We start from the raw sequence: 15,402 nt of genomic DNA, 5'->3' as shown, positions 1-15,402 counted from the left end.
AGCGTTCATTGTAACGTCTCCAGGAAGCGGGCCTGCTCGGAATCGGGGAAACGCGCCCGCAACTTCATGGCATAGCTGGCCATCTGCTCCTTGTCTCCGAGCCGTTTCTCGGTACGCACGCCGAGCCACAGCGAATCGGCAGTGTGGGGTGCCACTGCAGCATAGCGTTGCAGGTAGGCGCGCGAGGACAGGAATCGTTCCTGTTCGAAGGTGATGAACGCCATGCGCAACAACGCTGGCGCAAAACGCGGATTGGCGCTCAGGGAAGCACGATAGTCCTTCTCGGCCTGCACCACGTCACCCCTTTTCTCGGCACAGGATCCGGCGTTGTACGAGGCAACCCAGGGCGTAGGGTAGAGCGGATTCTTCAGCGCCCGTCGAAAATAGGGATCGGCCTCGTCGTAGCGTTTCTGTGCGCATAGCCACGAACCCAGGGCGTTCAGTGCAAAGGGATCGTGGGGTGCCAGTGTCACGGCCTTTTTGAAGGCCTTGCCTGCCGGTTCCATCTGGCCCAGACGCTGATGCACCACCCCCAGCAGGGTGTAGGCGCCGGCATGCCTGGGGTCGGCCAGCACCGCCTTGCGAGCATTCTTGAGGGCCTCGCTGATCTTGCCTTCGGCCAAGTAGGCGCCGCCCAGCTCCACGTAGACATCAGCCGGGCTCGGACGCATGAGCGGGGTCCCCAGGTCACCCGTGTTGTCTCCGCCGGAACCACCATCGGGACGCATCCCCTGGGTCTGGCATCCCGCCAACAGGAACAGCAGGGTCAGCGCCGCCGCACCGCGAATCGCCGCAACCCGCCTCATGCGCGCCCTCCCGCCACAGTACCACCCTCGCGCAACTGCCGGCGACTGCGGTCACGCACCCTTCCTACCAGTTGCCCGCAGGCAGCGTCGATGTCGTCGCCCCGGGTCTTGCGGGTGATGGTGATGATGCCGGCACGGATCAAGCGCTGGCGGAAGGCATCGATACGCTCCAGCGGCGAAGTGCGGTAATCGGTACCGGGAAAGGGATTGAACGGGATCAGGTTGACCTTGGACGGAATGCCCTGCAACAGGCGGATCAACGCCTTTGCGTGGGCAATGCTGTCGTTGACCCCGTCGAGCATGACATATTCCCAGGTGATCTTGCGCCGCTTCTCGCCGGCGATGTAGTCACGACAGGCAGGGATCAGTTCTTCCAGGGGATACTTGCGGTTGATTGGCACCAGCTCGTCACGCAGTGCATTGTCGGGCGCGTGCAGCGAGACCGCCAGGCTGACGTTGCTCGCCTCGCGCAGCCGGCGCAATGCCGGCACGATACCGGAGGTGCTCAGCGTCACCCGTGTCCTGGCGATCATGTAGGCCAGATCCTCGGTCATGAGCTGCATGGCCCGCACCACGTTGTCGAAATTGGCCAGCGGCTCGCCCATGCCCATCAACACCACGTTGCTCGGTGGCCGTCCCAACTCGCGAGTTGCCGCCCACACCTGGCCGATGATCTCGGCGGTGGTGAGGTTGCGGTTGAAGCCCTGGCGGGCGGTGGAACAGAAGGAGCAGTCGAGCGCACAGCCCACCTGCGAGGACACGCAGATGGTGCTGCGGTCACCGTCCGGGATGTAGACCGTCTCGATACGCTGGCCGTCATCCAACTCCAGCACCCACTTGGTGGTGCCGTCCAGCGAGGGTTGCTCGAAGACGATCTCGGGCAGGCCGATCCGGGTCTCTGCGGCTAGCCGCTCGCGCAACACCTTGGGCAGGTCGGTCATCTGCGCGAAATCGGTAACCCCGTGCTTGTGTATCCATTTCAACAGGTTGCGGCCGTGGAAGGGTTTGAAACCCATGTCCACAATCAGGGCCTCCATGCCCGGGCGGTCAAGATCCAGAAGATTGGTGCGTTCGGCCTCACCCATGACGGTTCAGCGCGTGCGCTCGCACACCCCTTCGGGGAAGAAGAAGTCGATCTCGACCGCGGCGGTCTCCGGCGCATCCGAGCCATGCACCGCATTCTCGTCCACCGTCTGGGCATGATCGGCACGGATGGTGCCGGGAGCCGCTTCCTGCGGGTTGGTCGCCCCCATCAGCTCGCGGTTCTTCGCGATGGCGTTCTCGCCTTCGAGCACCTGGACCATCACTGGCCCGGAGGTCATGAAGGCCACCAGATCCTTGAAGAAGGGACGCTCCTTGTGCACCGCATAGAAGGCACCGGCCTGCTCCTCGGTAAGGTGCATCATCTTTGCGGCAACGATGCGCAGGCCCGCGCGCTCGAAGCGGTTGTAGATGTCCCCGATCACGTTCTTGGCCACGGCGTCGGGTTTGATGATCGACAGGGTGCGTTCGATTGCCATTTGGACTTCCTGATAATTCAAAAGATTGCGTTGAGGATATTGCGTTGAGGATTAAGTATTGATGCGTTTTCGAGATAATCTCGGGAGTTCCCCCACCCCATCCGCTCACGCAGGAAACACCGCTGGCAGGCGCTGCTTCCCCGATCGCTTGCCGATATTGTTTTTCTTGTGAAATCGGCCGGTTATTGTAGCTGTTTCAAGCAGAATCCGCCAATTCAGGTCAGGAATCCGGCAGCAGCTCACAGAACCCCACCATCCGGACGAAACGAACCCCATGGAGACCGGAGCCTCGCGACGGACACGGCCTCAGACCCGTCGACGGATCAGATCTGGCGGCGCACCTCGATCACATCGGGGATCTGCGCCAACTGACCCATCACCCGGGCGAGCTGGGCCATGTCGTCTACCTCTACGGTGATGCGCATGCTGGCCGTCTCCTCGCGGCGGTCGGACTGGCTGTTGACCCCCAGCACCCGGATGTCGGCATTGGCGAACACCGAGGTGATGTCACGCAAAAGCCCCTTGCGGTCGCCGGCATAGAGATGGATATCGGCGACGAATTGCGAGCCCTGCTGTCCCTCGGACCAGACCGCAGGCAGCAACCGCCGGCGATTCTCCTCGTCCATCTTCTGTACCACCCGGCAGTCCTGGCGGTGGATGCTGATACCGCGCCCGCGCGTGACGTAGCCGACGATCGGATCCGGAGGCACCGGCTTGCAACAGCCCGCCATATGGGTCATGAGATCGCCCACGCCCTGTACCACCACGGTGCCCGTGGCCGTTCCCGCAGAGGGCCGGCGCGCGCGCACCCGCTCGATGATCGCCTCCTCGGCCGCCGCGTCGGCATCCTTCGGCCGTTCCGCGACCTGGCTGTTGGCCGCCTGGATGGCCGACAAATTTCCCCGCCCCACTGCGGCCAGCAACTCGTCCGCGCCAGCTTCTCCAGGTCGGGGCGGGGCAGCCCCAGACGCTGGAACTCGCGCTCCAGCGCCTGCCGGCCCATGCTCAGGTGCTGCTCGTGGTCCTGCTGCTTGAACCACTGGCGGATGCGCGACCGCGCCCGTGTGGTGACCACGTGCCCGCCGCGCGGGTCCAGCCAGTCGCGGCTCGGCCCGCCCTCGCGCGCGGTGAGGATCTCCACCCGGTCACCGCTCTCCAGCGGTCGGTTGAGCGGCACCATGCGACCATTGACCTTGGCGCCGCGGCAGCGGTGACCAACATCGGTATGGATGGCATAGGCGAAGTCCACCGGGGTGGCACCGCGCGGCAGCTCGATGACCTTGCCGTTGGGGGTGAGCACATAGATGCGCCGTGCCTCGTATTCCTCGTCCGTCGGCAGGCCGGCGGCCGCATTGCCGTCCTGCTGCTCCAGCCAGGCGCGCATCCAGGCGATACGCCGCTCCAGCTCGGCATCCGCACGATCGTTCTCCTTGTAGCGCCAGTGCGCAGCCACACCACGCTCGGCCAGCTCGTGCATCTGCCGGGTACGCACCTGCACTTCCAGCGGGCGACCGTCGTCGCCCACCACCGCAGTATGCAAGGACTGATAACCGTTGGGCTTGGGGTGAGCGATGTAGTCGTCGAACTCACCAGGAATGGGCCGCCATTCGCCATGCACCATACCCAGCACCTCGTAGCACTGGGACACTGTCTCGACCAGCACACGCACCGCGCGCACGTCCATCACCTGCTCGAAATTGAGGTGCTTCTGGCGCATCTTGTTCCAGATGCTGTAGATGTGCTTGGGCCGGCCCATCACCTCGGCATCGATGCCCTGCTCGCGGCACAGGCGCTCGATGCGCTCGACCACGTCACGGATGAAGACCTCGCGCTCGCTGCGCTTGCCCTCCAGCCGCGCCGCCAGGTCCTTGTATTCGGCAGGTTCCAGGTAACGCAGGCAGAGATCCTCGAGCTCCCACTTGATCTGCCACACGCCCAGACGATTGGCCAGCGGCGCGTGCACCCGCCGAGTCTCCAGGGCGATCAGGCGTTGCAGCTCGGGATCGAGTCGCTTGAGCCCGCGCATCAGGCGCAGGCGCTTGGCCAGCAACACCAGCAGGGAGCGCACGTCGCCGGCCAGATCGAGCAGCAGGCGACGCAGCTTCTCGACATTGTCGGGATCGTGATGGGCACTGGTAGCGGACAGTTCGCGGATGCGACCAACCTGCTCGACCATGCGCTGCACCGGCTCACCGAAACGCTCGCGCACCTGCGCCGGGTCGTAACCGGGCTCGCCCGGCCACTCGGAGAGGAGGCCGGCGATCAGGGTGTCCGTATCGAGCTTGAGCCGATCGAGGATATCCGCGGTGTGCAGCAGGCCGAGCAACATGTCGGTGCCATCGACGAATTGCTGGCCGACGTGCACCCAGCGTGCCGCCTCGACGGCCTCGCGCAGGCGGGCGACCTCGTCTCGCGAACGGCGTTCGGCCAGTCCGTCCGTCCAGCGCGCGATGTCGTCGTCGCCCGGAACCCCCTCGAGGGGGAGTTGGGTGTTCAGGGAGACCAAGGGGGCAGATTCAGTCTTCCCGCTCTTCGATCCAGGCCATCTGGATGGCCTCCAGGATCTTCTCGCCGCAGCGCTCCTCGGTGTCCTCGAAGTCGGGCAGCTCGAGCACCCACTGCATCAGGTCGACGAAGTTGACCTTCATGGGATCCACATCGGGGTGCGCCTCGTCCAGCTCAATGACAATGTCCAAGGTATCGGTCCACTTCAGGCCCATGGCGCTATGCTCCTCAGTTTTCCTTGGCGTAGTTGATGGTGTACTTGGGAATCTCGACGACCAGATCCTCGTCGTCCACCACCGCCTGGCAGGACAGGCGCGATTCGGGCTCCAGCCCCCAGGCCTTGTCCAGCAGGTCTTCCTCCTCCTCGCTCGGTTCGTTGAGCGAATCGTAACCCTCGCGCACGATGACGTGGCAGGTGGTGCAGGCACAGGACATCTCGCAGGCGTGCTCGATATCGATGTCGTTGGCCAGCGCCGCCTCACAGATGGTGGTGCCCGGCTCAGCCTCGATGACTGCACCCTCTGGGCAGATTTCCTCGTGCGGTAGAAAAATGATCTTCGGCATGGTGGCTTTCCTGTCGGCCGCCTCGCGGCTCATTCGAATTCGTCGACCTTGTGGCCGGCCATGGCCTTGCGGATATTGCTGTTCATCCGTCTCTCGACGTAGAACTCGCAGACCTTCTCCAGCTCCTCAATGGCCCGTTTGATCGCATCGGCCTCTGCGGCCGTCTCCACGGTACCCTGCAGCGACGCCAGGGCCTGCTCTATCCTTTGGCGCTCCTCGTCGTCGAGCAGTTCATCGCCGTCGGCAGCCAGCGCGGCCTGCAGGGCCTCGATCACGCGCGCGGCCTCGACCCGTTGCTCGGTCAGCGCGCGGGCAACCATGTCCTCGCCGGCGTGTTCGATGGACTCCTTGAGCATGCCGGCGATCTCCTCGTCGGTCAGACCATAGGAGGGCTTGACCTCGACACTGGCCTTCACGCCCTGGCTGAGTTCCTCCGCCTCGACGTGCAGCAGACCGTCGGCATCTACCGAGAAGGTAACGCGGATACGCGCCGCGCCGGCCACCATGGGCGGAATGCCGCGCAACTCGAAGCGCGCCAGGGAACGGTTGTCGGCAACCAGCTCACGCTCGCCCTGCACCACATGGATGGCCATCGCGGTCTGGCCATCCTTGAAGGTGGTGAATTCCTGGGCGCGCGCCACCGGGATGGTGGTGTTGCGCGGGATGATCTTCTCCACCAGGCCGCCCATGGTCTCGATACCCAGCGACAGCGGGATCACATCCAGCAGCAGCATCTCGTCCTCGGGCTTGTTGCCCGCCAGCACGTCAGCCTGCAGGGCCGCGCCAATGGCCACCACCTTGTCGGGGTCGATGTCCACCAGCGGCTCGGCACCGAAGAACTCACCCACCTTCTCCCGCACGCGCAACGCGCGGGTAGAGCCGCCAACCATGACGACGTCTTCGATGTCCTCGGGACGCACCCCGGCGTCGCGCAAGGCGCGGCGGCAGGCGGTGATGGTCTTGCGGATCAGCGGATCGACCAACTGGTTGAAGGTGTCGCGGTCGAGCTGGCCTGCCCAGCGGCCACCGTCGGGCAGAGTCACCTCGATTTCGGCCGACTCCTGTTCGGACAGCGCCTCCTTGGCCGCGCGCGCCTTGTCCATCAATTCGCGCAGCAGGCCAGGTGAAGCCTCGCGCCCGATGCCGGCCTGTTCGAGCACCCACTCGGCGATGGCGCGGTCGAAGTCGTCGCCGCCCAGGGCAGAGTCGCCGCCGGTGGCCAGCACCTCGAACACCCCCTTGTTGAGCCGCAGGATGGAGATATCGAAGGTGCCACCGCCCAGGTCGTAGATGGCGTGCACCCCTTCGGCGCCACGGTCCAGGCCGTAGGCCACGGCCGCGGCGGTCGGCTCGTTGAGCAGCCGGAAGACATGCAATCCGGCCAGCTTCGCCGCATCCTTGGTGGCCTGGCGCTGGGCGTCGTCGAAATAGGCCGGAACCGTGATCACCACCCCGGTCAACGGGCCGCCCAGGGTGGCCTCGGCGCGCTTTGCCAGCACATTGAGGATCTCAGCCGAGACCTCGACGGGGCTCACGTCGCCCGCCACGGTGCGGATGCGCGGCACCGCGCTGTCAGTGTCGACGAACTCGTAGGGCAAGCGGTCGGCCAGGGTCTTGACGTCCTCTACACCGCGACCGATCAGGCGCTTTACCGAGGCAATGGTGTTGTGCGGATCCTCGGTCGCCGCGGCACGCGCCACCTCGCCGACGACCACCCCTTGCGGGGTGTAGCGCACCACCGAGGGCAACAGGTGACGTCCCTGCTCGTCGGGCAGGGTCTCGGCCACGCCGCTGCGCACCGCGGCGACCAGCGAGTTGGTAGTGCCCAGGTCGATACCCGCCGCCAGCCTGTGTTCGTGCGGGGCGGCCGACTGGCCGGGTTCGGCGATTTGCAGAAATGCCATCAGTAGGATTCTTCCATTTCGGCCTCGAGCGCCTCGGCCTCGTTGTACAACTTGTTCAGAAACTGCATGCGCGATACGGTCTCGCGCGCCTCGTTCAGCGCGTCGGGCGTGGCCTCTTCGAACTGTACCGTCAGCAGGGCCACTTCCTTGTCGATCATCTGCCGGATCTCGCGCATCAGCGCGTCGAGTTCCGTCTCGGGATCCTGCGCGTCGCGCACCGCGGCCAATGCCTCGCGCAATTCCATCTGCCGCATCAGGAAGCCGGCATCGCGCGTGGTGGCCGTCTCGCCGTCGCTGTCGATACCGTGCAACTGCAACAGGTACTGCGCTCGACGCAACGGATCGCGCAGGGTCTCGTAGGCCTCGTTGACCCGGGTCGCCTGTTGCAGCGCCAGGCGCTGCTCCTGGTCGGAAGCACTGGCGAAACGGTCGGGATGCACTGCCCGTTGCAACTCCCGGTAACGCTCAGCCAGCGCCTGGCTGTCGAGCACAAAAGCTACCGGCAGGCCGAACAGTTCAAAATGGTTGCTGGACAGGTTGATCATGGGTCCTCTCTCCACCGACAACGCCCGCGGAAGCGGGCGTGCGGAGGACGGGCCGGGCCATCGTTCAGACGGTGAAACTCTCTCCGCAACCGCACTGATCCTTGACATTGGGGTTGTTGAACACGAAGCCCTCGTTGAGTCCTTCCTTGGCGTAGTCGAGCTCGGTGCCGTCCAGGTAGACCAGGCTCTTCTGGTCGATGATGACCTTGACGCCCTTGTCCTCGAAGACCACGTCGTCCTCGTGGAGCTCGTCGACGAACTCCATTACATAAGCCATACCGGAACAGCCGGAGGTCTTGACGCCCAGGCGCACCCCGATCCCGGAGCCCCGGTTGTCGAGAAAGCGCCGGACCCGTTCGGCCGCCGCATCGCTCAGAGTGATCGCCATGTCCGAACCTCCGTGAAAAAACTCAGTTGCCCTGCTTCTTCTGCAAGTCCTCGATCGCCGCCTTGATGGCATCCTCGGCCAGCACCGAGCAATGCACCTTCACCGGCGGCAGCGCCAGCTCCTCGGCAATGTCGGTGTTCTTGATCTGGCGCGCCTCTTCCAGTGTCTTGCCCTTTACCCACTCGGTGAGCAGCGAGCTCGAGGCGATCGCCGAACCACAGCCGTAGGTCTTGAACTTGGCGTCCTCGATCACGCCATCCTCGTTCACCTGGATCTGCAGACGCATCACGTCACCACACGCTGGCGCACCCACCATGCCGATCCCAACGTTTGGCGCATCCTTGTCCAGAGTGCCCACGTTGCGCGGATTCTCGTAATGATCGATGACCTTGTCACTGTACGCCATGAATGCTGCCTCCCGAATCCAGGCTGTGTCTCGAATCGTTTCGACATGCCGGACACAGGGCCCGGCATGTGCGACGGATCAGTTGCGCGGACGTGCCTCGTTGACCCGCACGTTGCGGCCGTTGATCGGCTGCTCGTTCAGACCGTCGATCGCGGCCTGGGCCTCGCTGTCGTTGGGCATCTCCACAAAACCGAAGCCCTTGGAGCGACCGGTGTCGCGGTCCATGATCACCTTGGCGCGCGCCACCTCGCCATAGGCCGCGAATGCCTCGCGGAGCTCGTCGTCGGAGACGCTGTATGCCAGGTTGCCTACATAGATATTCTTCATCGAACTTTTCTCAATTAGCCGTGCCTTGTCATTCCCGAACTCCGCGATCCGACCAAGTCACCCATCGGATCGTGGACCGCCCCGCCCTGACGGCGAGGCCAATTCTTTCGTCAGCGAAATGACAGGCCCGTTACAAGTCCGGCACCCCGGTGCCCGAAGAACGTCTGTGACCACGCTGGCAGGTCCGCGCCTGCGATTTTCCAGACCGGGGATGATACCCCAATCCCGGAGATGTCACCGGCCTTTCGGCGACAGGCTCAGTGCGCGGCCCACTGCACCGAGTCCAGATCGATGCCTTCCTTGTACATGTCCCAAAGAGGACTGAGCTCGCGCAGGCGTTCGACCTGGCGGCGCACCTGCTCGATCACGTAGTCGACCTCTTCCTCGGTGGTGAAACGGCCGAGACTGAAACGCAGCGAGCTGTGCGCCAGCTCGTCGCTGCGCCCCAGGGCACGCAGCACGTAGCTGGGCTCCAGGCTGGCCGAGGTGCAGGCACTGCCCGAGGACACGGCGATGTCCTTGAGCGCCATCATCAGGCTCTCGCCCTCGACAAAATTGAAGCTGATGTTCAGATTGCCGGCCACACGGCGCTCGAGGTCCCCGTTGACATAGACCTCTTCCATGTCCTTGAAGCCCTCGTAGAGCTTGTTGCGCAGACGCAGCAGGCGGGCATTCTCCTCGGCCATCTCCTCTTTCGCGATGCGGAAGGCTTCGCCCATGCCCACGATCTGGTGGATGGCCAGGGTACCCGAGCGCATGCCACGCTCATGGCCGCCACCGTGCATCTGCGCCTCGATGCGCACTCGCGGCTTGCGGCGGACGTACAGCGCACCGACCCCCTTGGGACCGTAGATCTTGTGCGCCGAGAAGCTCATCAGGTCGACTGGCAGCTTGGCCAGATCGATGGGCACCTTGCCGGCACTCTGCGCGGCATCGACATGGAAGATCACCTTGTGCTCGCGACAGATATTGCCGATCGCCTCGATGTCCTGGATCACGCCGATCTCGTTGTTCACGTGCATCACCGAGGCCAGGATGGTATCTTCACGAATGGCCTCGCGGAACGCACCGAGGTCGAGCAGGCCGTTCTCCTGAACATCCAGATAGGTGACCTCGAAACCCTCGCGCTCGAGCTGGCGGCAGGGATCCAGCACCGCCTTGTGCTCGGTCTTGACGGTGACGATATGTTTGCCCTTCTTCTGGTAGAAATGCGCCGCACCCTTGATCGCCAGGTTGTCCGACTCGGTGGCACCGGAGGTCCAGACGATCTCCTTGGGATTGGCGTTCACCAGCTCGGCCACCTGTTCGCGGGCCTCTTCGACCAGCTTCTCGGCCGCCCAGCCAAAGGCGTGTGAGCGCGAGGCCGGGTTGCCGAACACGCCGTCGAGCGTCAGGCAGCCGCACATTTTTTCGGCCACCCGCGGATCGCAAGGCGTGGTGGCGGAATAATCGAAATAGATCGGCAGTTTCATCTTGTAATGACCTCTAGCTGCTACTGGGCTCGCGCACTGCCCGTCTTGATGGTTTCCGGCGACACCGCAGGCGCCACGTCTTCCTGGCGACGCGCTACTTCCTGCACGCCGCGCCGCCGCATCAGGTCGTCCAGGCTGATCTGACTGAGATAGTCGTGAATACGGTCGCTCAGGTCGTGCCACAACTCATGGGTGAGGCACTTCTGATTGTCCTGGCAGTTGTGCGCGCCACCACAGCGGGTGGTATCGACGTTCTCGTCGACTGCGGTAATGACCTCAGCCACCGAGATCTCGGCCGCACCGCGCCCCAGCGTGTAGCCGCCGCCCGGCCCGCGCACGCTGCTCACGAGCTGACGCTTGCGCAGGCGCGAAAACAGCTGCTCCAGGTAGGAAAGCGAGATACCCTGGCGCTGGGCGATGTCGGCCAGCGTGATGGGCCCCTCGCCGTGGTGCAGCGCCAGATCCAGCATGGCAGTCACCGCATAACGGCCTTTTGTGGTCAGTCTCACAGCCCGGCACTCCAGAACTCAACTGCGCTGAACTATACATTGCCGACTAAATTAGTCAAGTATTCCAGGCACACGGACTGCCGGGTTTTCAGGGCCGTGAATCCCCCTCTTCCGGGGCCTGTTCCACCCCGTCCTCGTCAAGGTGCATGCGGCGTAGTTCCTCGGCGGTGGAGATGATCTCGCAGGCGGGCAGATCGGGGATGTCCTGGGCCCCTTCGGGCGGCTCGAATCCGGCGGCGCGCAGGGCCTCACACATCTGCTTCATGCGCGTCTCCATCACGTGCAGATGATCGAGCATGCAGTTGACCGCGTGTGCCACCGGGTCGGGGGCATCACGGGTAGCCCCATAGGCGTCGAAGCCCATCTTGCTGGCCAGCTTCTGGCGATGGCTGGTGTCGATGTCCTCGGGCTTGCGCTCGATCAGCCTGCCTGGCACCCCAACCACGGTGGCACCTGCCGGTACGGCCTTGACCACCACTGCGTTGGAGCCGATGCGCGCGCCGTCACCGATCTCGATCGGCCCCAGCACCTTGGCCCCGGCGCCCACCACCACGCCATTGCCCAGTGTCGGGTGACGCTTGCCCTTCTCCCAGCTCGTCCCCCCCAGGGTGACACCGTGATACAGGGTACAGTCGTCGCCGATCACCGCGGTCTCGCCGATCACCACGCCCATGCCGTGATCGATGAAGAAGCGCCGGCCGATGCGCGCCGCCGGGTGGATCTCGATGCCGGTGAGCCAGCGTGCCAGGTAAGAAACCAGGCGCGCCAGCCACTTGGCGCCCAGGTTCCAGAGCGCATGCGCCAGGCGATGGAACAACAGGGCATGCACCCCCGGGTAGGTAGTGAGGATCTCGAAGGTGTTGCGCGCCGCGGGATCGCGGTCGAACACGACGCTCAGGTCTTCTTTCAGGTTCTCGAACATCGATGAAGATTCCAGGATCGACTACCGGGAAGCATGCGGCTCGCCACCGCCGCTGGCAACCCCGGGACGATCGGAAGAATCGGCCTCCGGGGCACGCATGGACTTGGCACCCTGTGCCGCACTGAGGATGCCACGCAGGATATTGACCTCGCGCTGATCGGGCCGTGCGCGATGAAACAGCCGCCGCAGGCGCTGCATGATGCGTCCCTCGCGCCCCGTTTGCAGAAAGCCGATGTCGTGCAGGGCCTGCTCGAGGTGGGCAAACAGGCCCTCCATCTGCGCTGCGGTGGCCGGTGGGTCGGACTCGGCGACAGTCACGGACACCGGCTGCTCCGTGAGTACCGCCATGCGCAGCTCGTAGCCGAGCACCTGCACCGCCATGGCGATGTTGAGCGAGGAATAATCGGGATTGGCCGGGATGTGTACCAGGTGGCTGCAACGATCGAGCTCGGCAGAGGTCAGGCCAGTGCGCTCGCGCCCGAATACCAGCGCCACCGTGCCGTGCGCGGTCTGCTCGAGGGCCAGTGCCGCCATCTCGCGCGGGTCCATGGCGGTCCACAGGGTGGAACGCTTGCGCGCACTGGCGCCGATCACCACCGGGCAGTCGGCCACCGCGGCCTCCAGGTCATCCACCACGCGGGCCGCGGCCAGCAGGTCCTGGGCCCCGGAGGCACGCGCGTCGGCCTCGGGCGAGGGAAAGACCTTGGGGCGCACCAGCACCAGCCGCGACAGTCCCATGTTCTTCATGGCACGCGCCACCGCCCCGATGTTGCCCGGGTGCGAGGTCTCGACCAGCACGATGCGAATCTGTTCCAGCATACCGGCGATTCTAACAGCCGGATCGCCGCAGCCCCTACTTCCGGCGCAACTGCGGGGTTTGTCCCGGATCGACAGGGCAAGGCACTGCCCTGTCATCAGGGTCGGGAGATTCGCTGGTGAGCAACGAGGATCCCTCACCAACCGGGTCGAATACCCCATATTTCGCCTTGTCCCGCAACATCTCCAACACGATGCGCGTGGAAATACGTTCCGACTCCCTGGAAAAGCCGTAGACCAGCGCGGTGTCGCAGAGGATGTTGATCCGCCGCGGCACCCCACCCGAAGCCTTGAAGATGGCGAACTCGGCATTTTCCTCGAACAAGGGCTCCTCGCGCCCCGCCACCTTCAGGCGATACCGGATGTACTCGGCAACCTCGTCTCGTTCCAGCGGCGTGACGTGAAAATCGGAGGAGACCCGCTGCACGAACTGCTCGAGCTCGGGCTGGCGCAACAGGGCCTTCAGCTGGGGCTGACCCACCAGTACCAGGTTCAGCAGCTGATCCTTGCCGGAATTGATATTGGAGAGCATGCGCAGCTCTTCGAGTGTTCCGCCATCCAGGTTCTGTGCCTCGTCGATGATCAGCACCGTGCGCTGCCCCCGACCGTACTGGTCGATGAGGAAACGTTGCAGGCGATCGAACAAGGCCACCTTGTCGTCCACGTCGTAGGGCTGACCGAAGGAGAGCAGCACCCACTTGAGCAGGTCACCGATCTCCTTGCAGGTGTTGGAGATCAGGCCGACGGTGATCCCCTCGCCCAGGTTGTCCAGCAGGTGCTGGATCAGGATGGTCTTGCCGCAACCGACGCCTCCGGTGATCACCGTGAACCCGGCGCCGTGGGCAATGCCATACTCGAGCATGCTATAGGCCAGTGCATGGCGCCTGCCCAGGTGCAGAAAGGCCGGATCGGGCAGGATCGAAAAAGGCCGCTCGGTCAGCCCGTAGAATGCTTCAATACATGGTGCGTGCTGCCCCTCTCCGCGCCAGGATTGCGGGAACAACCACCACCGGCTTGCACGCTCGGCATGCGCTGTTCCCTCCTTGCACCACCCACAACGCCACTCATGCGTCCAGCCCCCTGCCCGAGGCCCCTCGGGTAGCGAGCCGTTGCCTCCCCACTCGCGGTGGATTTCCATACCTGCATGAGGCAGCAAGATCGTGTTTCACAGCTTGTTCAGGAGTCCTTTCATATCTCAGGGTATGTTAGCCCATGCGCTTCATCCTGTGTGGATCAATACGCCGCCGAGAACGAAGGCGATTCTCCGGCATTTTTGTCGTCTTTCCACACCTGCCACGCTGCCTCGTTGTAAAAGTCACCGAATACGCCTAGTCTGCCCCACATGCCGCAGACCTCGATTCACAGGGGAAACACCCTCACGACGCCAGCAGGATTTCGTCAGCCGAGGATATGTTGTGTCGCTTCGTTCATCTTCGGGCGGGAGGCTTTTCCCGGGAAAGGCTGTGCATCGTGAATCTGCTATTCGTCAACAAGTTCTTCTGGCGCAAGGGAGGCAGCGAGGCCGTCTATTTCGATGAAATGGCGTTGCTGCAATCACATGGACACCGGGTAGTTCCCTTTTCCATGCAGGATCCGCGCAACCTGCCCAGTGACTATTCCCGGTATTTCGTGAGTCACATCGACTACGACCGGCCTGACCCCATTCAAAAGCTGCGCGCGGCCGGACGGATCATCTATTCGCTGGAAGCACGCCGGCGCATGGCGCGACTGCTGCGGGAACAGGCGATCGACATCGCTCATTTCCATATCTTTCAGCACCAGATTTCACCTTCGGTGTTCGGGCCGCTGCGCCACGCCGGCGTCCCGCTGGTGCTGACACTGCACGATCTGAAACCCCTGTGTCCGAATTATCTGATGTACACCCAGGGACGGGTATGCGAAGCCTGCAAGGACCAGCGTTTCTATAATTGTGTGCGTTATCGCTGCACCAAGGGGTCGCGCGCCGGCAGCCTGGTCAACACGGTGGAGATGTATCTTCACCATGCACTCGGTTACTACCGGCAGGTGGACCGCTATATTGCGGTCAGCCGTTTCTATCGGAACAAGATGATCGAATATGGCTTCCCGGAATCGCAGATCACCTATATTCCCAATTTTGTGGACACCCAGCGCTTTGCCTTTGCCGGCAAGGACGCCGGTTACGGCGTCTACATTGGCCGCCTCTCTGCCGAAAAGGGCCTGAAGACCCTTCTCGACGCCTGTGAAAGGGCGCCGGAGATTCCTATCAAGATCGTGGGAACCGGGCCGATGGAACAGTATCTCAAAGCGGAGACCGAACGACGCCGATTGGCGAATATCACATTCTGCGGCTATAAGACAGGCAATGAACTGACCGAATTGTTGTCCGCGGCGAGTTTTTCGGTATTGCCTTCGGAATGGTACGAGAACTGCCCGATGTCGGTACTGGAATCACTGTCGGTCGGTACTCCGGTCATCGGTGCGGACTCGGGCGGCATACCGGAACTCATCGAACATGGCGAGGATGGCCTCCACTTTCCCCCTGGTGACACCGAGGCCCTGGCCGAGCGCATGCGCCACCTGTGGGCCTCACGGGAACAGCGGCTGGCAATGGGGCGAGCCGGGGCGGAAAAGATCCGCACCGACTTCACGGCGGAGAGGCACTATGAACAGCTCCGGATGCTGTATGCCTCACTGACGCCGGAACACAGAAAGCAAGGGACATGAATGGCAATGGGA

General features: G+C 63.6%; 18 protein-coding genes. 1 reads left to right on the top strand and 17 read right to left on the bottom strand.

What is annotated here, in order from left to right:
• Window positions 1-5: 5 nt before the first annotated feature.
• From pilW to EBS_RS04975, 17 genes are all read right to left on the bottom strand, one after another.
• On the bottom strand, window positions 6-806 hold the full coding sequence (pilW, locus tag EBS_RS05050; protein ID WP_043107638.1) for a type IV pilus biogenesis/stability protein PilW: 801 nt from the start codon (window positions 804-806) through the stop codon (window positions 6-8).
• Window positions 803-1,891: a 23S rRNA (adenine(2503)-C(2))-methyltransferase RlmN gene (gene rlmN / locus EBS_RS05045; protein WP_043107637.1), complete on the bottom strand. Its 1,089-nt coding sequence runs from the start codon at window positions 1,889-1,891 to the stop codon at window positions 803-805. Before rlmN ends, pilW begins: the two co-directional genes overlap by 4 nt.
• Window positions 1,892-1,897: 6 nt before the next feature.
• A complete protein-coding gene (gene ndk / locus EBS_RS05040; RefSeq protein ID WP_043107636.1) occupies window positions 1,898-2,326 on the bottom strand; it encodes a nucleoside-diphosphate kinase in 429 nt (142 codons plus the stop codon).
• A gap of 323 nt (window positions 2,327-2,649) precedes the next feature.
• Entirely contained in the window at window positions 2,650-3,066 is a 417-nt protein-coding gene (locus EBS_RS13955) for an ACT domain-containing protein (protein ID WP_148307670.1), read from the bottom strand.
• On the bottom strand, window positions 3,063-4,832 hold the full coding sequence (locus tag EBS_RS05035) for a RelA/SpoT family protein (RefSeq protein WP_148307669.1): 1,770 nt from the start codon (window positions 4,830-4,832) through the stop codon (window positions 3,063-3,065). The genes EBS_RS13955 and EBS_RS05035 overlap by 4 nt, the downstream gene beginning before the upstream one ends.
• Before the next feature lie 10 nt (window positions 4,833-4,842).
• Window positions 4,843-5,046 carry a Fe-S cluster assembly protein IscX gene (gene iscX / locus EBS_RS05030; RefSeq protein ID WP_043107635.1) on the bottom strand — a complete coding sequence of 68 codons (204 nt, stop codon included), beginning with the start codon at window positions 5,044-5,046 and terminating at the stop codon, window positions 4,843-4,845.
• A gap of 13 nt (window positions 5,047-5,059) precedes the next feature.
• Window positions 5,060-5,395: an ISC system 2Fe-2S type ferredoxin gene (gene fdx / locus EBS_RS05025; protein ID WP_043109273.1), complete on the bottom strand. Its 336-nt coding sequence runs from the start codon at window positions 5,393-5,395 to the stop codon at window positions 5,060-5,062.
• Window positions 5,396-5,424: 29 nt separating this feature from the next.
• Window positions 5,425-7,299 carry a Fe-S protein assembly chaperone HscA gene (hscA, locus tag EBS_RS05020; protein WP_043107634.1) on the bottom strand — a complete coding sequence of 625 codons (1,875 nt, stop codon included), beginning with the start codon at window positions 7,297-7,299 and terminating at the stop codon, window positions 5,425-5,427.
• The gene (hscB, locus tag EBS_RS05015) at window positions 7,299-7,844 is read right to left on the bottom strand and encodes a co-chaperone HscB (protein ID WP_043107633.1); all 546 of its coding nucleotides are present in this window, start codon (window positions 7,842-7,844) and stop codon (window positions 7,299-7,301) included. The genes hscA and hscB overlap by 1 nt, the downstream gene beginning before the upstream one ends.
• Window positions 7,845-7,908: 64 nt before the next feature.
• Entirely contained in the window at window positions 7,909-8,232 is a 324-nt protein-coding gene (gene iscA / locus EBS_RS05010) for an iron-sulfur cluster assembly protein IscA (RefSeq protein ID WP_043107632.1), read from the bottom strand.
• A 22-nt stretch (window positions 8,233-8,254) separates the two neighbouring features.
• Window positions 8,255-8,638 (bottom strand): Fe-S cluster assembly scaffold IscU, encoded by a 384-nt coding sequence (gene iscU / locus EBS_RS05005; RefSeq protein ID WP_043107631.1) that lies wholly within the window; start codon window positions 8,636-8,638, stop codon window positions 8,255-8,257.
• A gap of 78 nt (window positions 8,639-8,716) precedes the next feature.
• Window positions 8,717-8,965 carry an RNA recognition motif domain-containing protein gene (locus tag EBS_RS05000; protein ID WP_043107630.1) on the bottom strand — a complete coding sequence of 83 codons (249 nt, stop codon included), beginning with the start codon at window positions 8,963-8,965 and terminating at the stop codon, window positions 8,717-8,719.
• Between the two features lie 257 nt (window positions 8,966-9,222).
• On the bottom strand, window positions 9,223-10,437 hold the full coding sequence (locus EBS_RS04995) for an IscS subfamily cysteine desulfurase (protein ID WP_043107629.1): 1,215 nt from the start codon (window positions 10,435-10,437) through the stop codon (window positions 9,223-9,225).
• Between the two features lie 20 nt (window positions 10,438-10,457).
• Entirely contained in the window at window positions 10,458-10,946 is a 489-nt protein-coding gene (gene iscR, locus EBS_RS04990) for a Fe-S cluster assembly transcriptional regulator IscR (protein ID WP_043107628.1), read from the bottom strand.
• Window positions 10,947-11,034: 88 nt separating this feature from the next.
• Window positions 11,035-11,868, bottom strand: a complete 834-nt coding sequence (gene cysE / locus EBS_RS04985) for a serine O-acetyltransferase (RefSeq protein ID WP_043107627.1) — start codon at window positions 11,866-11,868, stop codon at window positions 11,035-11,037.
• 21 nt (window positions 11,869-11,889) lie between these two features.
• Window positions 11,890-12,687 carry a tRNA (cytosine(32)/uridine(32)-2'-O)-methyltransferase TrmJ gene (trmJ, locus tag EBS_RS04980; protein ID WP_070104718.1) on the bottom strand — a complete coding sequence of 266 codons (798 nt, stop codon included), beginning with the start codon at window positions 12,685-12,687 and terminating at the stop codon, window positions 11,890-11,892.
• A 34-nt stretch (window positions 12,688-12,721) separates the two neighbouring features.
• On the bottom strand, window positions 12,722-13,687 hold the full coding sequence (locus EBS_RS04975; protein ID WP_070104717.1) for an ExeA family protein: 966 nt from the start codon (window positions 13,685-13,687) through the stop codon (window positions 12,722-12,724).
• Window positions 13,688-14,154: 467 nt separating this feature from the next.
• Here EBS_RS04975 and EBS_RS04970 point away from each other — a divergent pair, with 467 nt between their 5' ends.
• A complete protein-coding gene (locus tag EBS_RS04970) occupies window positions 14,155-15,390 on the top strand; it encodes a glycosyltransferase family 4 protein (protein WP_043107626.1) in 1,236 nt (411 codons plus the stop codon).
• Window positions 15,391-15,402 lie beyond the last annotated feature (12 nt).

It is taken from the genome of endosymbiont of unidentified scaly snail isolate Monju, assembly GCF_000801295.1.
Taxonomy (GTDB): Bacteria; Pseudomonadota; Gammaproteobacteria; order Chromatiales; family Chromatiaceae; genus MONJU.
The sequence above is the reverse complement of the archived record's forward strand: the minus strand, read 5'-3'. Positions and strand labels throughout refer to the sequence as shown.